The 23,570-nt window shown below is 66.1% G+C and carries 18 protein-coding genes; 9 read left to right on the top strand and 9 right to left on the bottom strand.

Features of this window, described 5'->3' with window-relative positions:
- Positions 1-305: 305 nt before the first annotated feature.
- The 6 genes from GVL12_RS13185 to GVL12_RS13210 all read right to left on the bottom strand — a co-directional run bounded on the left by GVL12_RS13185 (position 306) and on the right by GVL12_RS13210 (position 5,687).
- Positions 306-1,124: an SDR family oxidoreductase gene (locus GVL12_RS13185; protein ID WP_159914669.1), complete on the bottom strand. Its 819-nt coding sequence runs from the start codon at positions 1,122-1,124 to the stop codon at positions 306-308.
- A gap of 105 nt (positions 1,125-1,229) precedes the next feature.
- Positions 1,230-2,237, bottom strand: coding sequence for a GlxA family transcriptional regulator (locus GVL12_RS13190; RefSeq protein WP_235033863.1), 1,008 nt, complete (start codon positions 2,235-2,237; stop codon positions 1,230-1,232).
- Positions 2,227-3,261 carry a D-cysteine desulfhydrase family protein gene (locus GVL12_RS13195; RefSeq protein WP_159914671.1) on the bottom strand — a complete coding sequence of 345 codons (1,035 nt, stop codon included), beginning with the start codon at positions 3,259-3,261 and terminating at the stop codon, positions 2,227-2,229. The genes GVL12_RS13190 and GVL12_RS13195 overlap by 11 nt, the downstream gene beginning before the upstream one ends.
- A gap of 19 nt (positions 3,262-3,280) precedes the next feature.
- Positions 3,281-3,892: a 2-hydroxychromene-2-carboxylate isomerase gene (locus GVL12_RS13200; RefSeq protein ID WP_159914673.1), complete on the bottom strand. Its 612-nt coding sequence runs from the start codon at positions 3,890-3,892 to the stop codon at positions 3,281-3,283.
- Positions 3,893-4,062: 170 nt separating this feature from the next.
- A complete protein-coding gene (locus GVL12_RS13205; RefSeq protein WP_159914674.1) occupies positions 4,063-5,361 on the bottom strand; it encodes an MFS transporter in 1,299 nt (432 codons plus the stop codon).
- Between the two features lie 26 nt (positions 5,362-5,387).
- Complete coding sequence (locus GVL12_RS13210) at positions 5,388-5,687, bottom strand: helix-turn-helix transcriptional regulator (protein ID WP_159914675.1); 300 nt, start codon at positions 5,685-5,687, stop codon at positions 5,388-5,390.
- A gap of 248 nt (positions 5,688-5,935) precedes the next feature.
- On the opposite strand from GVL12_RS13210, the gene GVL12_RS13215 reads away from it, so the two are divergent.
- Complete coding sequence (locus tag GVL12_RS13215; RefSeq protein WP_159914676.1) at positions 5,936-6,676, top strand: response regulator; 741 nt, start codon at positions 5,936-5,938, stop codon at positions 6,674-6,676.
- 142 nt (positions 6,677-6,818) lie between these two features.
- Here GVL12_RS13215 and GVL12_RS13220 read toward each other — a convergent pair whose 3' ends face one another.
- Complete coding sequence (locus tag GVL12_RS13220) at positions 6,819-8,975, bottom strand: cation-translocating P-type ATPase (protein WP_200843733.1); 2,157 nt, start codon at positions 8,973-8,975, stop codon at positions 6,819-6,821.
- 167 nt (positions 8,976-9,142) lie between these two features.
- Here GVL12_RS13220 and GVL12_RS13225 point away from each other — a divergent pair, with 167 nt between their 5' ends.
- Positions 9,143-9,250 carry a MerR family DNA-binding transcriptional regulator gene (locus tag GVL12_RS13225; RefSeq protein WP_200843734.1) on the top strand — a complete coding sequence of 36 codons (108 nt, stop codon included), beginning with the start codon at positions 9,143-9,145 and terminating at the stop codon, positions 9,248-9,250.
- A gap of 143 nt (positions 9,251-9,393) precedes the next feature.
- On the opposite strand, the gene GVL12_RS13230 is transcribed toward GVL12_RS13225, so the two are convergent.
- Both GVL12_RS13230 and GVL12_RS13235 read right to left on the bottom strand, forming a co-directional pair.
- Positions 9,394-10,737, bottom strand: a complete 1,344-nt coding sequence (locus tag GVL12_RS13230) for a type II toxin-antitoxin system HipA family toxin (RefSeq protein ID WP_159914678.1) — start codon at positions 10,735-10,737, stop codon at positions 9,394-9,396.
- A 45-nt stretch (positions 10,738-10,782) separates the two neighbouring features.
- On the bottom strand, positions 10,783-11,124 hold the full coding sequence (locus tag GVL12_RS13235; protein ID WP_159914679.1) for a helix-turn-helix domain-containing protein: 342 nt from the start codon (positions 11,122-11,124) through the stop codon (positions 10,783-10,785).
- A gap of 719 nt (positions 11,125-11,843) precedes the next feature.
- On the opposite strand from GVL12_RS13235, the gene GVL12_RS13240 reads away from it, so the two are divergent.
- From GVL12_RS13240 to GVL12_RS13270, 7 genes are all read left to right on the top strand, one after another.
- The gene (locus tag GVL12_RS13240; protein ID WP_159914680.1) at positions 11,844-16,112 is read left to right on the top strand and encodes a bifunctional nitrate reductase/sulfite reductase flavoprotein subunit alpha; all 4,269 of its coding nucleotides are present in this window, start codon (positions 11,844-11,846) and stop codon (positions 16,110-16,112) included.
- Between the two features lie 503 nt (positions 16,113-16,615).
- Complete coding sequence (locus tag GVL12_RS13245; protein ID WP_159914681.1) at positions 16,616-18,067, top strand: FAD-dependent oxidoreductase; 1,452 nt, start codon at positions 16,616-16,618, stop codon at positions 18,065-18,067.
- A gap of 36 nt (positions 18,068-18,103) precedes the next feature.
- Complete coding sequence (locus GVL12_RS13250; RefSeq protein ID WP_159914682.1) at positions 18,104-18,952, top strand: IclR family transcriptional regulator; 849 nt, start codon at positions 18,104-18,106, stop codon at positions 18,950-18,952.
- A 37-nt stretch (positions 18,953-18,989) separates the two neighbouring features.
- Positions 18,990-20,273 (top strand): aconitase X catalytic domain-containing protein, encoded by a 1,284-nt coding sequence (locus GVL12_RS13255; protein ID WP_159914683.1) that lies wholly within the window; start codon positions 18,990-18,992, stop codon positions 20,271-20,273.
- The gene (locus GVL12_RS13260) at positions 20,270-20,734 is read left to right on the top strand and encodes a DUF126 domain-containing protein (protein WP_159914684.1); all 465 of its coding nucleotides are present in this window, start codon (positions 20,270-20,272) and stop codon (positions 20,732-20,734) included. The genes GVL12_RS13255 and GVL12_RS13260 overlap by 4 nt, the downstream gene beginning before the upstream one ends.
- A 77-nt stretch (positions 20,735-20,811) precedes the next feature.
- Complete coding sequence (locus tag GVL12_RS13265) at positions 20,812-21,804, top strand: tripartite tricarboxylate transporter substrate binding protein (protein WP_159914685.1); 993 nt, start codon at positions 20,812-20,814, stop codon at positions 21,802-21,804.
- A gap of 37 nt (positions 21,805-21,841) precedes the next feature.
- Entirely contained in the window at positions 21,842-23,539 is a 1,698-nt protein-coding gene (locus GVL12_RS13270) for a dihydroxy-acid dehydratase (protein WP_159914686.1), read from the top strand.
- Positions 23,540-23,570: the final 31 nt, after the last annotated feature.

Genomic DNA, 23,570 nt, shown 5'->3' on the forward strand with positions numbered 1-23,570 from the left:
CTGCTGCGGGCTGGATCTTCGGCGCGACAAGCTGCGCGCTATCGGGCAACAGGCAGGCAGACGCGGGGCTTGCGACGGCGGAAGCTGCAAAAGATGCGCTTCGTACGGGATGCGGTGCTCGGTGTGGGCGTCAACGGCGCACGGAACCTTGGCGCCCGCAGCAAGGCGCGGTCCTTGCTGTGGGCGGACATGTCCATCCGCGCGCTGCGCGGACCGGCTGCTGGCCCGTTACTGGCATACGTAGCAGGGGTCTGGCGCAGCACCCCTGGTGAAGCGGGTGGCCATGGCCCCCGCTTCCATACGGCTCAGGCCGCGGCGGCAACGCTGCCAACGCCATAACGCGCGGCGGGAAGCACGCGGGAGAGTTTGTCCGACATGGCACGGCGCGCCGCGTCGAATGCGCTCCATTCCGCCAGATCCGGCAGCGATGGAATGGTGACCTGCTCCCCCTGGTCAAGGCCGGCCAGGGCCGCATCGACCATGTCGTCGGTCTTCATGACGATCTCCTTGGGAAGATGCGCGATGGGCACGCCCGCAATGCCCCAGAACTCCGTCGCCGTCGCCCCGGGAAGAACCGCCTGCACCCGAACGCCCTTGTCGCCCAGCTCATGCTGCAACGACTGGCTGAAGGCCAGGACAAAGGCCTTGGAGCCACCGTATACGCCGTTCAACGTCTCGGGCGAGACCGCCACGATGGAGGCGATGTTGATGATGGTCCCGGCCTTGCGGTCGACGAAGGCCGGCACGGCCGCATAGGTCAGGCGCGTGAGCGCGTTCACGTTGATCGCAATCATCGCTTCCATCTTCTCGATGTCCGAGCCGAGCAAGGGTGAAGCCGATCCGACGCCGGCATTGTTGACCAGCACCGTCAGGTCGCGGTTGCCGCGAATGGCGGCCTCGACGCGTGCGATGTCCGCCTTGTTGGTCAGGTCCGCGGCAATCGTCTCGACCTGCCGCCCGCTTTCTTCCTTGAGCTTGCCGGCCAATGCATCGAGGCGGCTGCGATTGCGCGCGACCAGAACCAGGTCATAGCCGCGTCGCGCCAGGCGTTGCGCATACACGGCGCCGATGCCGGAGGAAGCCCCGGTGATCAGGGCTGTTCCTGGTTTCTTGCTTGCTGTCATGGGGATTTCCTTGGGTAATAGTGAAGTGGACCCAAGAATCTTCCTCCTGATGCCGGATGGCGTAAATGTCATATAAGCCACCTTTTATGACATGCCAGCCCCCCTTCAATGCGTGGTGGCGGCCAGCTGCCTGGCCTTCCTGCGCACGCTTTGCGGCGGCACCCCCAGGGTGCGCAGGAAGGCGCGGCGCATGCGTTCGAGGTCGCCGAATCCGGCTTCCTGGGCCACCACGCCCAGCGTCAGGCTGCCCGCATCAATCATGGCCCGTGCCGCCTCCACGCGCAGGCTCTCGACGGCATGCGCGGGTGACCAGCCTGTTTCCGCCTTGAACACGCGGCTGAACTGGCGGGGACTCAGATGCGCAACTTCGGCCAGGTCTTCCACCGACAGCGGATCGCTCAGGTTCGCCCTGGCATGTGCCAGCGTTCGCTGGATGCGGTCCGACTTGGGCTCCAGCTCAAGCAAGGCCGAGTATTGCGACTGCCCGCCCGCGCGGCGGTGGTAGACCACCAGCTTCTTGGCGATGAGGCGTGCGGCTTCGTCGCCGATGTCGTTTTCGACGAGGGCCAACACGAGATCGATGCCTGCGGTCATTCCGGCCGATGTCCACAGCGAACCGTCGTTGATGAAGATGCGGTCAGGCTGAACGTTGACGAGTGGGTGGCGCTTTTGCAGCTCCTGGGCAAAGGCCCAATGCGTGGTCGCACGGCGGCCGTCGAGCAGTCCGGCATCGGCCAGACCGAATGCGCCCGTGCAAATGCTCGCCACGCGACGAGAAGCGCGGTGCCCGGCGCGCAGGAACTCGCACATGGCCGGCGATGTGGGGGCGATGGTCAGGCCGCCACACATGATCAGCGTGTCGAACTTCGACGTATCGAAGCGGCGGGTGTCGGTGGCAATACCCGATGAGCTGGGCACAAGACCGCCGTTTTCGGAAAGCAGCACCACCTCATAGACGGGCTTGCCGACGCAGGCGTTCGCAAGCTCGAAGGCCGCGACCGCGGCGAGGTCCAGAATCTGGAAACCGGGGAAAACCAGCATGCCAATACGCTTCGTCATCATGTCCTGAAAAGTGGGGGATTCATCAGCCTGTGGACCGCTCTCACTGCGCATCGAAGATGCTGCGGTAGGCGTACAGGCCCGGCGTCCCCCCCGTCATCACGAACAGAACCTGCCGGCCCGCCGCATACCGGCCAGCGCGAAGATCCGCCAGCAGCCCGGCGAAGGCCTTGCCCGAATAGACGGGATCGAGCAGCAGCCCTTGCGTTCGCGCCATCATCCTGAGCGCATCGCGCATTTGCGCCGTGGGGATCCCATAGCCCGCCCCGCGCTGGCGGCCATCGACCTGGATGTCCGCATCGCCCAGCGAGGCCTCGATGCCCACCAGGCGCAATGTCGCCTCTGTCAGTTCCAGGGTAGTGCGCCTGGCCTGCTCGCCATCGGCAAGGGTGGAAAAGGAGCGCACCGTCGAAGCCGGCTTGCCCGCCGCGTAAAGCCCCGCCGCCAGGCCGGCATGTGTTCCCGCGCTGCCATTGGCGACAACGATCTCTGCGAATTCGGCGCCGATGGCCTTCGCCTGCGCCCCTATTTCCTGTGCGCACCGCATGTAGCCCAAGGCACCCACGGGGGTGGAGCCGCCCGTGGGCATGAGGAAGACGCGGCGCCCTTGCGACCGCAGTTGAGCAGCACGCATCTGCGCGGCAGCCAATGCGTTCTCGCCCGGTGGCAAGGTGTGCACGGTGGCCCCGAAGATTCCGTTGAGCAACACATTGCCATTGCGCTCATAGTCCCCATCGTCGCGCGGCACTGGCCGTCCCAGCACCAGCTCGCACGCCAGCCCCGCGCGTGCGGCCGCGGCCGCAGTCAGGCGGGCATGGTTGGACTGCAGGCCACCCACGGTCACGATGGTGTCGGCCCCTTCGGCTTGCGCGGCGCCGATCAGGTACTCCAGCTTGCGCAGCTTGTTGCCACCGCCCCCGAGGGACATGTGATCGTCCCGTTTGACGAATATCTGCACGCCGCCGAGCGCATCCCCCAGCGCGGCTTCCAGCCGGTGCAGGCGCTGAATGGGCGTTGGCCCATCGAGCAATGGAACTCTAGGAAATCGTTCGAGGCTAGGAAAATCGGTCAATGACATGCTTGCTCCACTTCAATGGTCAGGGTGATGGCTGGCCGCCCAGCGCCTTGCGTACAAAATCGAGGCGGTCCTGGCCCCAGAAAATCTCGCCGTCGATGACATAGCTGGGAGCGCCGAAGACCTGCGCCTCTATCGCCTGGCGTGTGAACTCCTCGTACAGCGCCTGGATGTCGGGAGCCTGCGCCTGCTGGGCTCGCTCGGCCGCCAGGCCGCATTCGGCGAGCAGCTCGGACAGCACGGTCTGGTTCGCAATGTCGCGCTCCTGCGCCCAGACCGCGGCGAATACGGCGCCTGTGATTCTCAGGGCCGCATCTTGCCCATCGAAGCGCTCGACCGCAATGATCAGCCGCGCAGCGGCATCGCCGGGGACGGGGAAGAACTTCGGATGAAGATGCATAGGGATCTCGAGCGCCGTGGAAAAGCGCGCGATTTCGACAAGCCGATAGGCCTGGCGCTGCGCCGGCCGCTGGGCGTTCGGCACACCACCCGATGCCGCAAACACCGCACCGATATCGAAGGGACGGACCCTGACGCTGGCACCCGTGGCCTTCACCACGGCGGTGAAACGCTGATGCCCGAGATATGACCAGGGGCTGATAGGGGCAATGTAGTAGTCGACCGTGCGGCTCATGAAGCTCTCCTTTGTGGCTGGAAGTGGCAATCGACTCCATCGTCGGGACGCGCGACCGCGCACCGGATGAGGGAGGGCACGATCTTTGGCCAAGCCTTCGCGCATCGCCATGACTTGCGTATGCTGGTGTATCTGTGGCTCGCGTGAAAAACACTACGTTACCCCGCCGGTCATGCATCCTCGGCACGGACCGAGAGGCGGGGGGATAAGCCGGCGCCCATCAACATGCGCCGCCCCTCGTCCTTCAGCCCCACCACCAGCGCCGCGGCGGCGATGGCCATGGTGGTCGAAAGGCCCCACAGTACGCCATAGTTGCCGCTCCAATCGAAGAACGCGCCGCCCGCCCATGCGCCAGCCGCACCCCCTATGGCATGGCCCGCCGAGAGCAGTCCCATTGACAGACCCAGCACCTTGAGCCCGAGGCGGCTCGCGATGTAGCTCGCCGTCACCGGCACGGTGGAATAGTCGACGAGACCGAACAGGATCGCGAAGACGATGAGCAGCGGGTAGTTGTCGGCCACGAACATCAGCAGCAGGAAGCTCACGGCGCGCACGACATAGATGATCGCGAGCAGCCGTGGCCTGTGCATGCGGTCGGAGAGCCAGCCGGCAGCGATCATGCCGACGAGGTTGAGGCCGGACAGAACGCCATAGGCTGTGGCGCTGGGCACAGGGCCGAAGCCGCAGATCGCGGCATAGGGCATGAGATGGGTTTCAATGACGCCGCTGGTGGTGAAGCCACAGATGGCATAGCTCCAGAAGATGGCATGAAACACCGGGCTGCGCAGGATCAGCCCGAGGTTCCCGCCCAGGCTTGTGGCACGCGCATCGGCATGGGACGCAGTGGACCGGACGTTCGTCGCTGCTTGCGGCCCAGCCTCTCGCAGCATGAACCACGCGAACGGAATCAGTGCGAAGCAGCCGGCCGCCAGCAGCCAGAAGGCGCTGCGCCATTGCCCTGCCTGCATCAGCCAGGCGAGCACCGGCATCAGGAGCAGTTGCCCGGCGGTCGAGCCCGCCGTTCCGATGCCGGTGGCGAGACCTCTATGCCGGTCGAAGCGCTGGGCGATCGCCGCCGCGATCACATGCTGCGCGATGGTGCCGAAGCCGATCGCCGCCACCGCCGCAAAGCCCACGGGCAGGAGCCAGGCGCTGGCACCCGGCCGCGCCAGGATGACCATGCCCACGCCGATGCCGATGGCGCCTAGGCCGGCGACCAGCAGTAGCCGGGAACCGTGGCGGTCCACCAGATGCCCCGCGAACGGGGCGACGGTGGCCATCACCAGCAAGGCGACGGCAGCAATGCCGGAGATGGCGCTGCGCGACCAGCCGAACTCCGCCTGCCAGGCCGGCATGGCAAGCGAGAGCGACCCGCGCACCGTGAAGGCGAACGCCAGCGTCAGAAATCCGAGCAGCACGACCATCCAGCGACTGGCGTCGGCAGGCCCTTGCCCTTGCGGGTGGTGCATCAGAATCGCTCTTTTCCGGTGGGCCGTCAGGCTTGCTGGATCAGGCGGGCGAAGTCGGCGAATGCCGTTTCGACCCGCTTGAAGTAGGTGAACTTGCCGATCCGCAGCGGTCGAACAAAGCCCGCCTGCGTCAAGACCTTGAGGTGTACGGACGCGGTGGCAGGCGAGATGCCCAGCTTCTGCGCGATATAGAGGCCGCACACGCCCTCGCTCTCGTCCACCGGCTGCTCGGGTCCGAAATGCTGCTTGGGGTTCTTCAGCCACTCGAGTATTTGCAGGCGTTTGGCGTTGGACAGCGCGCTGGCCTTGCTGAGCAGGTCGTTCATGGTGCTAAGATTAGCATATCGACAAATCGTATTGCGATGGAGGGATTGATTGCGGCAACCTGGACCTGTCGGGCGCAGTTGAAGGCACCGCCCCATGGGAACGCGTATGAAACCTACTGTGTGCTTCAGCCAGCCAGATACAGAGGAATACATGGATCAGGGACTTGAACTCTCCCAAGGTCTATAAGTCATCTCTCATGAGGCCCCACGCCCTGCCTGCAACCCACCGCCCCTTGAGACACCATGCAATGACCCCAGCACCGAGCGATCACGTTCTCATCGTCGACGATGACCGGGAAATCCGCGACCTTCTCGGCATGTACCTGACCAAGAACGGGGTACGCGTGGCGACTGCACCGACGGGCCGCCACATGCGGGTGGCGCTGGAGACGTCGGGGCCCTTCGATCTGATCATTCTCGACCTGATGCTTCCGGGCGAAGACGGGCTTTCGCTGTGCCGCGATCTGCGCTCGGGCAAGTTCAAGACCATTCCCATCCTGATGCTGACGGCCCGCAGCGAGGAAGCCGACCGGATTCTCGGTCTCGAAATGGGAGCGGACGACTACCTGGTCAAGCCGTTTGCCGCGCGGGAGCTGCTCGCAAGAGTGCGCTCCGTCCTGCGGCGCACGCGCATGCTTCCGCCCAATATGCGGTCAACCGACGCGGCGAAGAGGCTGGCGTTCGGTGATTGGCAGGTGGACACCATCGAGCGGCATCTCATCGATGCGAGCGGCGTCATGGTCCCGCTCAGCGGCGCCGAATACAGGCTTCTGCGCGTGTTTCTCGATCACCCCCAGAAGGTACTGAGCCGCGACCAGCTCCTGGGCTTGACGCAAGGCCGCGATGCGGAGCTTTTCGAGCGGTCGGTCGACCTGCTTGTCAGCAGGCTGCGCCAGCGGCTGCGCGATGATGCGCGCGAGCCGCGGTACATCAAGACCGTGCGCAGCGAGGGGTACGTTTTTTCGTCCGCAGTCGAGGCGCAGGACTGAGCGTGTGGCGGGATGTGTTCCTCAACAAGCCCCAGGGCACGGTGCCGGCATCGCCGGTGCAGTTCGCAGGGCCCAAGCGCTTCCTCCATGCGCCCCCATCACGACAGAGGAACTGCCGCCCAGCCTTTCGGGCAATCATGAATCATGAGGATGCCTTGTGGCGAAGCAATCGCAGGCCATTGAACACCACCAATAGGCTGGCTCCCATGTCCGCGAACACCGCCATCCACATACTTGCGTTGCCAAAAACCGCGGCTACCAGGAAAACCGCCTTGATGCCCAGAGCCAGGCTGATGTTCTGCCAAAGCACCGCATGCGTGCGGCGCGACAGGCGTATGGTTTCGGGCAGACGCTGCAGGTCATCATTCATCACGACCACATCCGCGGCTTCCATTGCCGTGTGCGTGCCCGCACCGCCCATGGCAAAGCCAATGTCGGCCTTGGCCAAGGCCGGCGCATCGTTGATGCCGTCGCCAGTCATGGCGGTCGGTCCATAGCGGCTTTGCAGTTCGACGATGGCATCGAGCTTGTCCTGCGGCAGCAGATTTCCGCGGACTTGGGCGACTCCAGCCTCGTGGGCTATGGCCTGCGCTGTGGCCTGGTTGTCGCCCGTCAACATCACCGGTGTGACGCCAAGCGCAAGCAGTTCAAGCACGGCCTTGCGCGAGGACGGCTTGATCGTGTCTGCCACGGCGAACAGCATCAGCACACCTTGCTCATCTGCAAGCAGGGTCACCGTGCGGCCGGCCTGCTCGTGCTGGCGCAGCATCGCCTCAATGGCTGCAGAGCACTGGCCGCGCTCTTCGATCCAGCGGTGGTTGCCAAGCACATAGGCCTGCGCGCCCAGGCGGGCCTGGACGCCCCGGCCCACGACAGCCGTGAACTCGGCGACTTCGACGGCTTCGCTCTGCTGTGCGAGACCCGTGGCAATGGCTTTGGAGACGGGGTGGTCAGATCGCGCAGAGATGCTCAAGGCGACCTGCGCCACCAGCGCCGGGTCAACGCCCGAGCGCACGAGCTCCTGGGCAACCAGCCTGGGCTTGCCTTCGGTGATGGTGCCGGTCTTGTCCAGCGCTACCGCCTTGAGTGCGCGGGCTTCCTCAAGATATACGCCGCCCTTGATCAGGATGCCGCGGCGGGCCGCCGCCGCCAGGCCGCTGACCACGGTCACAGGCGTAGAAATCACCAGGGCGCAGGGGCAGGCAATCACCAGCAGCACCAAGGCCTTGTATATCGCTTGCATCCAGGTCCAGTCCATCAACCAGGGCGTCAGCACGGCCACGGCCAGCGCCAGGACGAATACGCCGGGGGTGTAGATGGCGGCAAAACGGTCCACGAAACGCTGGGTCGGCGCACGCGTGGCCTGCGCTTCTTCGACGGCATGGATGATGCGTGCCAGGGTGCTATCGGCAGACAGCGCGGTGACGCGAAACTCCAGCGCGGCGTTCTGGTTGATCGTGCCGGCAAAAACTTCGTCGCCGACGCTTTTGTCCACAGGAACGCTTTCACCGGTCACCGGTGCTTGATCAATGGCGCTGGCCCCCGCTGTCACGACACCGTCCAGAGGTACCCGCTCGCCAGGCCGCAGGCGCACGATGGCTCCCACCGCCACGGCCGTGGTGAGCATGCGCTGCCATTGCCCCTTGGCTTGCTGCACCTCGGCATCCTGCGGTGTCAGGTCCAAAAGGCTCTTGATGGCGTTGCGGGCACGGTCCACCGCGCGCGCTTCAATGAGCTCGGCAATGGCATACAGCGCCATCACCATGGCCGCCTCAGGCCATTGACCGATCACGAAGGCGCCTGTGACCGCAACCGTCATCAATGCATTGATGTTGAGACGCCCGGCCTTGAGGGCGTGCAATCCTTTTTGATAGGTGCCGAAACCGGCCAGGAAGATAGCCAGGAGGGCGAGCAGCATCTGCACACCTTTGAGCAGCACGGTGTCCGGTGCAAAAAAAGCCACGGCTTCAGCTGCCACGGCAAATGCCAGGGCCGCGATCAGGCGTGGAAGACCTGACGCCACCTGCGGAAGATCAGGTTCATCCTGCGCGCCAGGCTGGGTGGCCGCCGCCGCGATGTTCAGGGGCTGCGGCTTGTAGCCTATGCGCTCAATCGCCGCGAGCGCAGCGGCCAGCACAGCCGGCTCGGCCTCCAGGGAAACCGTCCGCTGCCCAAGATCAAAGCGCAGCTGCCTTATGCCGGCAATGGGTTCCAGGGCGTGGCGAATTTCCGACTCTTCGGACGCGCAGTCCATGTTGGCAATGCGGTAGCGGTGCAGTCCGGGCATCAGGGACGACATGGTGGGCGCGGCGGCGGGCGGCACGTTTGCGCAGGCAGCGTTGCAGCATGAGGCCGTTGACGCGTTGTCTGAGCCGTGGGTAGGGGGCAAGGTCTTTTCCATGGCTGGATTTAAAACCCTGTAGTCGCTATAGAGTCAAGCCATCTTCTCAACTCAGGGGGGTAGCCATGAAAATCGGCGAGCTGGCGGCGCTGGCTGCCCCGCAAATCGAGGCCATCCGCTTCTACGAGCGCGAAGGATTGCTCCCGGCTGCGCCATGGAGCGCTGTTCAATGAGTCACTGCACTCAGCCCTTGCCAGCGAGCCGGGCAAACTTGCACTATCCGGGCGGCGTCAGCCCCGAGGCGTTTGAGCGCGCCCGGGCGTGAGGCCGGCATTTGCCTACTGCAGTGGGGAGAGTTCAGGCCGGGAGCGGCGCATCAAGGCAACAGCTTGCGGGTGCCCGCCGTGCTAATGTCATCCAGGTGCCTGAATGCGGGTGCAATCTTGGCAATGTCGTCGGCCGAGACGCCCGAGCGCTCGAACGACACCTTCCACTCACGGAGGACCCGCCAGACCTCGTCAATCAGCTCACAAGCGCGGGCCCGGCTCAAGGAGAACATCTGGTGCCCATCCAATGCGTTGTCAAGCGTCCCGAGCCGGCCCTGGGACCCTATACCCAGGTGGAGGAAGCGCTCGGTCGCGAGGCTTGGCCGCGGCAGTACATCGTAGAGGGGGCTGAGCCGCCATCCGGGCAACCGGGGATCCCAGAGAAAGCCGTGATTGCGCAGGTGGTCGTCGTCGTTGCTCGCGAAGATGTTGAATACCATCCTCTTGAAAAGCTCTTCGTTGTCCGCGCGAATCACGCTCGGATGACAGTATCGGCGCACGGAAGCGGCCAGGTCGGCATACGATTTGGTTCGCGACTCGGTCTCCTCACATCCCACCAGGGTCAGACCGCTCACGAAACCCATGCGGCGCTCGGTCAAGCCGCCGGTGGGCGGGAGCATCAAATCCGTGGTTCTGGTGGGCAGTGTCCCCGGCGCCAGCCAGTAGCGGTCGAAACGACGAATCATCATGATGCGGCGATCACCGAGAATGCGCGTGGTTACGGGAGGCACGTTCAAGCCAGCCTCCCGGGCGAGCACCAGCGCAGCACATTCGACCGCAGGGGTATCGAAGGCGTCGCTCCTGCTTTGAAACTTCGCAAGCCAGAGGACACCGCTCTCATCGCGCACGGACGCCTTGGGCCGGGCGCCGCCAAGCGCTGTCCCTGCCATGAAGATGGTTTCGAGATGGGCCGGAACATCCTCTCCGGCCTCGATGCGATCCGCGGCCTCCATCAAGTAAGCGAGCGCGTGAACGCTGCTGGTAGCGCCCGTTGGCGCATCAGAAATGCTTGAACGGATGTCCAGCGCGCCGACCCTCTCGCTGCCAGCGTGAAGCAAGTATTGCGACTCCGCCAGGCTGTTGGCAGGTACTTTGAGCTTGGCCTCGATCACCCGGCGCCCCCAGGAGTCTGGTGCGGCGTCGCGGATGCCGCCGAAGCTCACCAAATTGTTTGCGGGTAGCAGCAGCTTGCCCTTTACGGGCTGCGGCCCACGGATAGCCAGGCTGACCGGATCCACCTCCAGAACATCCGTGCGATTCAGATAGTTCAAACCGTAGGCGAAGCGCGATGCCAGCAACTCATGGCCTTGCTCAGTCAGCGTGAGCTGACCGCAAGGCGCCCAGCCTTCGCCCAGGTACGCGAAGGTCATCAATTTCAGTTCTTTGGCCGCCATGAAAATCCCGCTGAGATGAAAGGCACTACTGGTACGAGGTTGGATTTAGAAGTTCAAGTCGTCGAGTTCCGCAGCGCTCAGGTCACGAACGCGCTTCGTCGATTCCCGAGCCTGCAGGGCAGTCAGCGCGGGATCGGCTTGCCTCAGCAGGTCTGCCAGCGTGGCGCCTGGCGCGATGGCGTCCAGGTATCGAAGCACTTGCCCAACCGCCAGGCCGGGGTCGCCCTTTTCCAGGCGGTAGGCCGTATTGCGTGAAAGTCCTGCGCGCAGCGCCGCATCGGCCTGCTTGACCTTACGCGCCTGGCGCAAGCGTGCGAGAAGATGCCCGAGGTGGACAAGCTCCTGCGCGAGGTGTGGACTCAGCACTGCCGACTGATGCAATTTCATGATCGTAAAATCATTCAATATCGATATAAAGCTCGATTTTACGATCATCTTACCCTGATCAAGGCAGGGCATCCACCTATGCTCGACTAATCGAGCATAGAAGACTGAAGGATTGATTTAACGATCATTGACCCAACACCCTCTTGAACGCAGCCCCCGGCTGACCATCCCCGCCGACCGCCAGTTCCTGGCAACCGTTGCGCACCATGGCCACCACGTCTTCCTACGCCATTGAGGTGATGTCGGCAGCGAACCCAGACCCAGACACCAGCAAGCGCCAGATATCGTAGACGTCCTGCCGCTGATTTCTTTTGCGAATGGGCTGCTGAAGCAATGGGCACATCTTTTCTGGCAGCACGTTGTTCAGGGTGCAGGAATGGATGCATTGCGCAATGCGCGCACCAAGACCGAGCGCCTGCAGACGCAGCTGTGGTGCATGCCTTCCCTCTCTGCGCACAGGTTCTGGTTCACCATCGCCATGCGCGGCTGGATACAGCGATGGCACAAGATTTGCTTCGACCCTTTCAGGTCCACATGGATCGCTGGGGAAGGCCCGACACAGGGCCTCACCCCAAAGGGCAAAGGCGTCCGTACATTTCTCTCACCGCTTCGCGCGGCGGGAACAATGTCCGGACGCTTTTTTTTCGCACGTGATTAGCCTACGAGCCGCTCATTGCAAGACTTTTGCGGCATCGGTGGGGGCTGTTCCGGAGGATGGAATGAATGCGCTGACCTCGACGTCTGTGAAGACCGTCTGCCCCTATTGCGGGGTAGGCTGCGGCATGTCCTTGGAGGTGAGCAATGCCAAGGTCATCAAGGTCGTGGGGCTCAAGGACCACCCGACCAACTTCGGCCGGCTGTGCACCAAGGGGTCGACCAGCGCACAGGCCCTGCGGGAATCCGGGCGCATGGAAGCGGCTTTCGCGCGCACGGATCGCCAGCGCGAGCCGGTGCAGATCAGGATGGACGAGGCCATCACGCAGACCGCCCGGCGCCTGAAGGCCATTCTCGACACGCACGGCCCCGACGCGATCTCTTTCTATGTCTCCGGTCAGATGTCGCTGGAGGCGCAGTATCTCGCCAACAAGCTGTGCAAGGGCTATATAGGCACCAACCAGATCGAGTCGAACTCGCGCCTGTGCATGGCCAGTGCGGGCAGCGGCTACAAGCTCTCGCTGGGCTCCGATGGCCCGCCCGGCTCGTACAAGGACTTCGACCAGGCCGATGTCTTCTTCGTGATCGGCGCGAACATGGCCGATTGCCATCCCATCCTGTTCCTGCGGATGATGGACCGGGTCAAGGCCGGTGCCAAGCTCATCGTGGTGGACCCGCGCCGCAACACCACGGCGGACAAGGCCCATCTGTTCATGCAGATCAAGCCCGGCACCGACCTCGCGCTGCTCAATGGCCTGCTGCATCTGCTGCATGCCAACGGCCATACCGATGGCGAGTTCATTGCGCAGTTCACCGAGGGCTGGGACGCGATGCCCGGGTTCCTGGCGGACTACACCCCCGACAAGGTCAGCGCCATCACCGGCATTGCGCAGGCCGACATCCGCCAGGCGGCGCAGATGATTGGCGAGGCCAAGGCCTGGATGAGCTGCTGGACCATGGGCCTGAACCAGAGCACCCATGGGACCTGGAACACCAACGCCATCTGCAACCTGCACCTGGCCACCGGTGCGATATGCAAGCCCGGCAGCGGGCCCTTCTCGCTCACCGGCCAGCCCAACGCCATGGGCGGGCGCGAGATGGGCTACATGGGCCCCGGCCTGCCGGGCCAGCGCGCGGTGCTGGTCGAGGCCGAGCGCCATTTCGTCGAAGACGTCTGGGGCGTGCCGCGCGGCACGCTGCACACCCGCCTCGTCGGCGGCACCGTGGCGATGTTCGAGCGCATGCGGGCCGGCGATATCAAGGCCTGCTGGATCATCTGCACCAACCCCGTGGCGACGGTGCCCAATCGCAAGAACGTGATCGAAGGCCTGCAAAAGGCCGAACTGGTCATCACCCAGGACGCCTTCCTCGAGACCGAGACCAATCGCCATGCCGACATCCTGCTGCCCGGCGCGCTGTGGGCCGAGGGCGAAGGCGTGATGATCAACTCCGAGCGCAACCTGACGCTGATGCAAAAGGCCATAGACCCGCCTGGCCAGGCCCTGCCCGACTGGCAGATCATCGCCCGCGTCGCCTGCGAAATGGGCTATGGCCACGCTTTCAGCTATGGATGCGCCGAAGAAGTGTTCGAGGAAATCAAGCGCTTCTGGAACCCCAAGACCGGCTACGACATCCGCGGCGCAAGCTATGGCCGGCTGCGCGAGACGCCGCTGCAGTGGCCCTGCCCTGCGGACGATGCGCAGACCCGCCACCCCATCCGCTACATCAACGACGGCATCAGCCAGGCACTCAAGCTCGGGGACGATGGCACGCAGCCGCGCATCGCCTTCGCCACGCCCAGCGGCAAGGCGGTCTTCTTCCCCCGGCCGCACGGCGACCCGGCCGAGATGCCCGATGCCGGCTTTCCCTTTGTGCTGAACACCGGCCGCCTGCAGCACCAGTGGCACACCATGACCAAGACCGGCAAGATTCCCACGCTGGTCAAGCTCAACCCCGGCCCTTTCGTCGAGATCCATCCCGAGGATGCGGCCGCGCTGGGCATACGCGGCAAGGACCGCGTCGAGATACGCTCGCGGCGCGGGCGCGCCGTGCTGCCGGCGGTGGTGACCGACCGCGTGCGGGCGGGCAACTGCTTCGCGCCGTTTCACTGGAGCGACGTGTACGGCGAGGACCTCGCCATCAACGCCGTCACCAGCGACGCCATAGACCCGCTGTCGCAGCAACCCGAATTCAAGTTCAGCGCCGTGGCGCTTTGCCGCCTGCCCCCCGAGCCCACGCTCACCATTGACGCCGAAGCGGCCAAGCCGGTGGGCGAATTCACACCGCAAGCCACCGTGTCAGCAATGGCGTCCATGCTGGGCGAGGCGACCGATCCTGCGGACATCCATGCAAGAGAGCACCACATCATGCAAATCAACGCGCTGGCCCGGCTACTGGGCATAGAAGCCGCGCCGACCCCGGCCCTGGAACCGCACGAGCAAATGTATCTGCAGGGCTTTCTCACCGGTCTGCACAGCGAAGAGGCGCGCAAGATGGGCGGCGTGCCCACCTTGCCTATGACTGCGCCGCTGGGCCCGCAAAAGCGTGCGCTGGTGGACGGCATCCTGGCCGGACTTTTCTCGCGCACCTGGCTGCCCGCCGCGGGGCCGGCGTCGCTGGGACTGGCGGCCGGCAGTTCCCCGGAGTCCCCATTGCCCGAGGCGGGCGAGCCCACCCTGATGACCGTGCTGTGGGCGTCCCAGACCGGCAGCGCGGAGAGCTTCGCCGTCCAATGCGCCGAGCGCCTCAAGCAGCAAGGCTGCCTGGTCACGCTGGCCGGCATGGATGGCTGCAAGCTCGAGGACATTCCCGCGCAAGGCCATCTGCTGCTGATCGCCAGCACCTTTGGCGATGGCGATCCTCCCGACAACGGCGCCGCGTTCTGGCAGGCGCTGCAAGGCGATGCGGCGGCGCGGCTGCAGGGCGTCAGCTTTTCGGTACTGGCCTTGGGGGACTCCAGCTACGACCAATTCTGCGGCTTCGGCCGCAAGCTCGACGCGCGCCTGCAGGCCCTGGGTGCGCGCTGCCTCGTGCCGCGCATCGATTGCGAGCCGGACTACCAGGAGCCGGCGCAGGCCTGGCTCGCATCGGTTTGCCGCGCACTGGCCACGGCGCCCCAGGCGGCGCCCGCAGTGCAGCCCGCGCTGGCGATGTCTAGCGGCGGCGACCAGGCCGAGTGGCTGCCTGCCGAGCCAACGCCCCGGACGCCATTGCCCGTCATCGACAAGCGCCATCCCTTGCGCACCCGGCTGTCGCTCAACCGCGTGCTCAATGCCCCGGGCGCCGGCAAGGAGACCCGCCAGTTCGCCTTCGACCTCAAGGGCTCGGGCCTGCGCTACGAGGCCGGCGACGCCCTGGGCGTGTGGCCTACGAACTGCCCCGAACTGGTGGCCGACATGCTCGGCGCCTTGAAGCTGCCGGCGTCGGCGCTGGTCTCGATTCCGGAGGTGGGCGACCTGCCCCTCGCGCAGGCGCTGCTCCACCACCAGGACATCGCGAAGATCACCCCCCCGCTGCTGGCCTTCATCCGCGAGCGTTCCGGCAGCCAGGTGCTGGCCGATCTGCTCCAGCCCGAGCGCGCGCAAGACCTCAGGCAATGGCTGTGGGGCCGCCAGATCGTCGACCTGTTGGAAGAATTCCCTATCCAGGCCAGCGCCCAGGAGTGGGTAGGCGCGCTCAAGCGCCTGCAGCCGCGCCTGTATTCGATCTCTTCCAGCCCGAATGCACAGACCGACGAGGTCCACCTCACCGTCGCCACGGTGCGCTACGACCACCACGGCAAGCCCCGGCGCGGCGTGTGCTCGACGTTTCTGGCGGACCGGGCGGGCGAGATCGACGTGCCGATCTTCGTGCAGAAGTCGACGCACTTCCGCCCGCCCGCAGGCAAGGACACGCCCATGATCATGGTCGGGCCCGGCACCGGCGTGGCACCGTTTCGGGGCTTTTTGCACGAGCGGCGCGCGCGCGGTGACACCGGGCGCAACTGGCTGTTCTTCGGCGAGCAGCACGCGGCCACGGATTTCTATTACGGCGATGAGCTGCAAGCCATGCACCAGGACGGCCTGCTCAGCCAGCTCAGCCTGGCGTTCTCGCGCGACCAGGCGCAAAAGATCTATGTACAGGACCGCATGCGCGAGCAGGGCGCGCAGCTGTGGGCCTGGCTGCAGGAGGGCGCACATTTCTATGTCTGCGGCGATGCCAGCCGCATGGCAAAGGACGTGGACATGGCGCTCCAGCAAGTCGTGCAGCAGCATGGCGCGATGACCGCTGCTGCGGCGCAGGACTATGTGAGTCAGCTAGCCAAGGAGAAGCGCTATGTCCGTGACGTCTATTGAGGAAGAAGTGCTCTTCTTCGCTTTCGCATCTGAGTGCGTGGCGGCGCTGCGCTGCCGCACGATGTCCTGCAGCCTGCGATAGGCCACGCCGCAGAGCTTGGCAAGCCGCGGCCTCCAATCCATTGCGGCGGAACATCGACCATCGCGCTGATCGCCAGGCGGGGCATCGCCGTGGTGATGGCCGCGCCATGCGCGTGGCCCTTTCGCCAGGGGTGCCACCGCACGAGGGCACGCAGCAGCCGAGCCAAGTACCGCCCGGAAATACCCGCCTGCAGGAGGCCCTGCAAACCCCAAGCACAAGCTCTGCAGGTGCCCTCCCCGAGTGCATCACCGATGCCCGCTTCCCGGCCCGGCACACCGCGGCCACGATTTTCCCGGCGGAAATCCACGCAACCTATGGCAATCCCCTAGTCCAAGACAATTGCAATTATTGAAACACGATTTCATAATTCAACCATCTTGTTCAAAAACATCCAGCGGAAACTGTCTTGGATGTCGAAAAAATGAAAACCATTGAAAGAAGCAGCGAACGCATCCTGTCCTCCGACATCTTCGAGGGCGAGCGCACCTACCGCAAGCGGCTCGGCGAAGGCACTTATGAGGAGCCGGCACGCAAGGTGCCGCTCTACCACCGCTGCGATGTGCTGGTGGTGGGCGGCGGCCCGGCCGGCACGGCGGCGGCCATCGCCGCGGCGCGCCAGGGTGCGGACGTGACCCTGCTGGAGCGCTACAACCACCTGGGCGGCCTGTCCACCGGCGGCCTGGTGATCTGGATAGACCGCATGTCCGACTGGGGCGGCGCGCCGACCATCCGCGGTTTCGCCGAAGACCTGTTCCACCGCCTGCCGAAAGACGCCGTCGCCGGCCCGGCGCGCGGCGAGTGGGGCTCGCAGGACCCGACCCGCTCTGCCTACTGGGCCCAGCGCACCGCCGCCTATCACGGCGTGGTGACCTGGTCGCCCACCGTGGACCCCGAGCGCCTCAAGCTGCTGTCGCAGGACATGGTGCTGGAACACGGCGTGCGCCTGGTGTTCCATTCCTGGGGATCGCTGCCCATCGTCGAGGACGGCGCGGTGCGCGGCATGGTGTTCGAGAGCAAGGAAGGCCGCATGGCCATCCGCGCCCAGGTGGTGATCGACTGCACCGGCGACGGCGACGTGTTCGCCCGCGCCGGCACCGCCTTCGAGTCCGACATCGAGGTCGACGACGTGCACCACTGCATGAATACCTCCTGGATGTTCGGCGGCGTCGACATGACGCGCTGGATAGAATTCAAGGCCGGCCAGCCCGAGCAGTTCAGCGAGTTCATGCGCAGCGGCCGCCAGGCGATAGGCCTGTTCGAGCGCCCCTTCGTCTCGTGGCGCAACGACGTCGCGCTGTTCATGGGCCCGCGCCAGTCCGGCTATTCCGCACTGAATGTCGACGACCTGACCGAAGTGGAAGTGCGCTCGCACCGGCTGATGGCCAGGCACCTGGACTTCTTCAAGGCGAACGCGCCCGGCTTCGAGAACGCCTTCCTCATGACCAGCGCACCGCAGATCGGCGTGCGCCATTCGCGCCGGCTGGTGGGCGTAGGCAAGATGCTGCGCTCGCAGTGGGCTACCGGCGTCGCGCTGCCCGACGAGGTCGGCATCACGCCGGCCGTCTCGCCCAGGTTCCCCAACATCTCCATTCCCTACGGCGCGCTGGTGCCGCAGCAACTCGACGGCCTGCTGGCGGCCGGCCGCCATCTGTCCTGCGATGCCAACTCGCATGGCTTCATGCGCGAGATTCCCCAGTGCTGGGTCACCGGCCAGGCCGCCGGCACCGCCGCCGCGCTCGCGGTCTCGCAGGGGGTGGAGCCGCGCGCGGTCGATATCGCCAGCCTGCAGCAGGCGCTGCTCAAGCAGAACGTCAACCTGCGGGCCGCGGGCACGCAGGCGGTCGCCGCGCCCTTTGTGGCGCAGGCCGCCTGACAATCGGCACATCCTCCTTCACGAACGGCCCATTCCATGACCCGAACGCCCCTGCGCACTTCCCCCGACGAAGATACCGCCGCCACCGGCAGCGCCTCCGCCCTGGAGCGCGGTATTTCCCTGCTGCGCTGTTTCACCGCCGATGTGCGCGAGCTGTCGAACACCGCGCTGTCGCGCCAGACCGGCATCCCCAAGCCCACGGTCACCCGCCTGGCCGCCACGCTGGTCGGCCTGGGCCTGCTCAAGCAGAACCCGAGCAATGACAACTTCTCGCTGGCCGCGGGCGTGGTCTCGCTGTCGCAGGCCTTCCTCGCAGGGCTGGACGTGCGCGCCTGCGCCCGGCCGGTGATGCGCCAGCTGTCGGACGCCACCGGCGGCACCGGCCTGCTGGCGGTGCGCGACGGGCTGGAGATGGTGGTGATCGAAGTCAGCCGCCCGCGCATGTCGATGATCTCGAGCACGCTGGACGTGGGCTCGCGCGTGCCGCTGGCCAACTCGTCGCTGGGCCGGGCCTACCTGGCGGGCATTGAGCCGCACGAACGCGAACAGCTGATAGAGACGCTGCACCTGTCGCGCGGCTCCGAATGGGCGCGCCTGGCACCCGGCCTGTCGCGCGCGCTGCGTGACGCCGCCGAAAAAGGCTACACCGCTTCGCATGCCGAATGGCACCGCGAGATCGCCTCGGTCGCCGTGCCGCTGGTCGGGCCCAACGGCGAGGTCATGGCGCTGAACTGCGGCGGCGCCGCCTATACCTTCACCGAGGAGAAGCTGCGCGACGAGGTGGCCGCCAGCCTGGTCGAGGCGGCGCGGGCCATCGCGCATGCCATCGGCGGCGTGGTGCCGCCTATCGCTCCGGCGCTGCGCCCGACCGGGCCTCTGGCCTGAGCCAGCAACACATAACAAGAAATCAGCAGGAGACACGATGAAACTGAACGACGACGAGAAAGCGATGGCGGACGGCCGCGATGGTCCGGCCGTGCAGCGCGCCATGGACCTTCTCATGCGCTATGGCCAAGCCCTGGGCGCCGAGCGCTTGGTGAATACCAACAACGTCTGCGGCACCGTCAGCGCCACCACCCCGTTCATGCGTGATTTCGCGCTGAGCAAGGGCGGCATGGACGCGGTGTTCTCGGAGTTCAATCTGGACAGCGACGAGGTCGTGGAGATTCCTCCGGTCAAGACCTTCACCAGCCACCTGCAGCTGGGCTTCGATCCGGAGCACGCGCAGATGATGGGCGTGTCCGAAGAGGTGGTGAAGTTCTACCGCAAGGGCGAGGGCTACATCGCCGGCCACGGCATCCAGCTGATGAACACCTGCACGCCCTACCAGGTGGGCAACATTCCCACGCGCGGCGAACATTGCGCCTGGATGGAGTCGTCGGCGGTGGTCTACTGCAACTCGGTGCTGGGCGCGCGCACCAATACCGAGGGCCGCGAAAGCACCGGCGCGGCATCGCTGACCGGCAAGATTCCCTACTGGGGCTACCACCTGCCCGAAAACCGGCTGGGCACGCACCTGATCGAGCTGGACGTGGAAGTCACCAGCACCTCCGACTGGGGCCTGCTGGGCTATTTCATCGGCGAGCAGGTACAGGACAAGGTGCCCGTGGTGCGCGGCCTCAGCGACGTTCCCAACCTGGCGCGCCTCAAGCACTTCGGCGCGGCCGCGGCCTCGTCGGGCGGCGTGGAGATGTATCACCTGATAGGCACCACGCCCGAGGCGCTGACGCTGGAGCAGGCCTTTGGCCGCAACCGCGTGGTCCAGACCCTGCGCTATGGCGAGGCCGAACGCCGCCGCGCCTACGAACAGCTCAATCACACGGCCGACGACCACGATGTCGACTATGTGATGCTCGGCTGCCCGCACTACACCATAGAGCAGATCTGGGAGGCCGCACGCCTGATCCAGGGTCGCAAGGTGCACGCCAACAGCGCGCTGTGGATCTTCACGCCGCGCGCCATCAAGGCCCTGGCCGATCAGAACGGCTATACCCGGATCATCGAGGACGCGGGCGGAGTGATCCTGAGCGACAGCTGCTCGGCGATGAGCCGCGCCGCGCCCAAGGGCACCAAGGTGGTGGCGCTGGACTCCGCCAAGCAGGCGCACTACCTGCCGGCCATCCTGGGCGTGCAGGCCTGGTACGGCTCCACCGCCGAATGCATAGACGCGGCCTGCACCGGCCGCTGGGCAGGGAGATACGCATGAACACCGTCGCAGATCCGCAGGCAGACACCGTTGTCGCCACCTTGCGCGGCCGCAAGATAGTGGGCGGCGTCGCCGAAGGCGAGGCCCTGGTCACCGAGGCACATATCTCCGGCTGGGGCGGCATCGACTCGCGCACCGGCACCATCGTCGAAATGCGCCACCCGCTGCGCGGCCAGAGCTTCGCCGGCAAGGTACTGGTGTTCCCTGGCGCCAAAGGCTCCTCGGGCTGGTCCAACGCCTTCCACCTGACGCGGTCCATGGGCGTGGCGCCGGCGGCGATGCTGTTCACCGAGATGACCACCAAGATCGCGCTGGGCGCGGTCGTCACCCGCGCCCCCGCCCTCACCGATTTCGACCAGGACCCCGTGGCGGTGATACGCACCGGCGACTGGGTACGCGTGGATGCCGACGCGGGCACGGTGCAGGTGATACGCCGTGCGCCGCCCGCCGGCGCCGGCTAGCCAGCCAGCAAGCAGGGAAATCCCCCTGAAGAAGGCCTCGAAGAAGGCCGAACTCAACACAAAAACCGGAGACAAAAATGAATGGACTGAAATGGTCCAGGGCCTTGCTCGCCCTGGTGACGGCCGCCGCATGCCTGGGCGCAACGCAGGCGCAGGCCGCAGACGACTTCCCCGCCAAGGGCCGGACCATACGCGTGGTCGTGCCCTTCCCGCCGGGCGGCGGGGTCGACGGCCAGGCGCGCACCGTGGCGCAGCGGCTCGCCGAGATCCTGGGCACGCCCGTGGTGATAGACAACCGCCCCGGCGGCGGCACGCTGGTCGCGGCGCTCGAGGTCATCAAGTCCAGGCCCGACGGCTACACGCTGTTCTACAGCGCCTCCTCCACCTTTGCGCAGAACCCGCACACCATGCTGGCGGTCACCTACCACCCCGAAAAGGACTTCACGCCCATCTCGCTGGGCGGCCAGGGTCCGCTGGTGCTGGTGGTCAACGCCGCGCTGCCGGTGCGCAATGTGCAGGAACTCGTGGCCTACGGCAAGGCCCACCCCGGCACGCTCAGCTACGGCTCCTTCGGCACTGGCACCTCGGCCCATGTGTTCGGCCAGATCTTCGCGCGCCAGACCGGGCTGGACCTGGTCCATGTGCCCTATCGCGGCGGCGCCGACATGTCCACCGACCTGTTGGCCGGCCGGGTGCAGATGGCTTTCGACGCAGCGCCTGCCGCGCTGCAGAACGCGGCCACCGGCAAGGTCCGCATCATCGGCGTCGCGGCGCCCCAGCGCAGCGAGTTCCTGCCCGGCGTGGCGACGCTGGCCGAGCAAGGCATGCAGGACATGGACCTGACCAGCTGGCTGGGCTGGTTCGGTCCGGCGCGCGTGCCGCAGCCCCTGGTCGACAAGCTCAATACCGCACTGGTGCAGGCCATCGCCGATACCCGGGTGCAGACCTACTACCGCGCCGGCGCCTACACCACCGAAAGCTCCACCCCGCCCGAGCTGGCACTGATGGTGCGCGACTCGTACAGCCGCTGGGGACAGCTGGTCAGGCAAGCCGGCATCCCCCGGCAGTGATGCGCGTTTTCCCTTCCTCGACCCCACAGGCACAACCATGACTCCACGCAAGCTCCGCAGCAACTTCCCGCGCGGCTCCTACCTCTGGTCGGTGCGCAACGCGCACTGGCAGGCCCTGGGCATTCCCGAAGAGGACTGCGAGAAACCCAAGATCGCCATCGTCAACAGCTCCTCCGAGCTGGCCGCCTGCTTCAGCCACCTCGACCAGGTCGCCGCCGAAATCAAGAAAGCCATACGCGCGGCGGGCGCCGTGCCCTTCGAAATCCGCACCGCCGCGCCCAGCGACTTCATCACCGGGGCCGGCGCGCGCGGCGCCTACATGCTGGGCGCGCGCGACCTGATCACCAACGACATCGAAGTCGCGGTGGAAGGCGCGCAGCTCGACGGCATGGTGTGCCTCACCTCCTGCGACAAGACCGTGCCCGGCCAGTTGATGGCCGCCGCGCGCCTGAACATTCCGACCCTGCTGGTGCCCTGCGGCTACCAGCCCAGCGGCGAGTACCAGGGCCAGCCGGTGGACATCGAGGAGGTGTTCATCGGCGCCATGCACGCCGTCACCGGCCACCTGCCGGTCGAAGAGCTGATAGGCATGAGCCGCCAGGCCGTGCGCGGCCCCGGCGTGTGCTCTGGCCTGGGCACGGCGAACTCCATGCATATCGTCTGCGAGGCCCTGGGCCTGGCCCTGCCCGGCAGCGCACCGGTGGCGGCGCTGAGCCCCAAGATGATGGAAGACGTGCGCGCCGCGGGGGCACGCATCGTGCAGATGGTGTGGGACGACCTCAAACCACGCGACATCCTCAGCCCCGGCGCCTTCGCCAACGCGGTGCGCGCCATCCTGGCCATAGGCGGCTCGCTCAATACCGTCAAGCACCTGCAGGCGGTTTCGACCGAAGGCGGCTGCGAAGTGGACGTGTACTCGCTGTTCGAGACGCTGGGCAACCAGACGCCCGTGCTGGCGGGCGTGCGGCCCGTAGGCCACCACACCATCGAGGCCTTCGAGGCGGCGGGCGGCTGCCGCGCGCTGATGCGCCAGCTGCAGCCGCTGCTCGACACCGATGCGCTGACGGTCACCGGCCGCAGCGTGGCCGAGAACCTGCAGGGACTGGTGGTGGCCGACCCCGAGGTGATACGCCCCATGGACCGCCCCGTCGCGCCGCGGCCCGCCATCGTGGTGATGCGCGGCAGCCTGGCGCCCGACTCCGCGCTGATCAAGACCGGCATCGCCGAGCGCAAGCTGCGGCAGTTCACCGGCCCGGCCATCTGCTTCTGGACCACGGACGAAGCCATAGCCGCCCTCCAGGACGGCCGGGTGCGCGCCGGCCATGTGCTGGTGATGCGCGGCGCCGGCGTGCGCGGCGGCCCGGCCATGGGCGGCGGCGCCTCGCGCGTGGTCTTCGCGGTCGACGGCGCCGGGCTGGGCGAAGAAATCGCCATGCTGACCGACGGCCACCTCTCCGGCCTGGTCTGCAAGGGCCTGGTGCTGGCCGAGGTATCGCCCGAAGCGGCCCTGGGCGGCCCGCTGGCCCTGGTGCAGGACGGCGACAGCATCTGCATCGACCTGGACAGCCGGCGCCTTGACCTGCTGGTCGACGACGCCGTGCTGGCCGCGCGCCGCGCCGCCTGGCAGGCCCCGCCGCTCACGCACGACACCGGCTGGCTGCAGCAGTACCGCCGCAACGCCGGCCCGCTGTCGCAAGGCGCGGTGCTGGTACGGCACGACAAGGTTCCCGGCTGACCCAGCCAGGCACCCCCACAAGAACCACCAA

The sequence above is a fragment of the Pantoea sp. 18069 genome, assembly GCF_902706035.1.
Lineage (GTDB): Bacteria > Pseudomonadota > Gammaproteobacteria > Burkholderiales > Burkholderiaceae_C > Comamonas.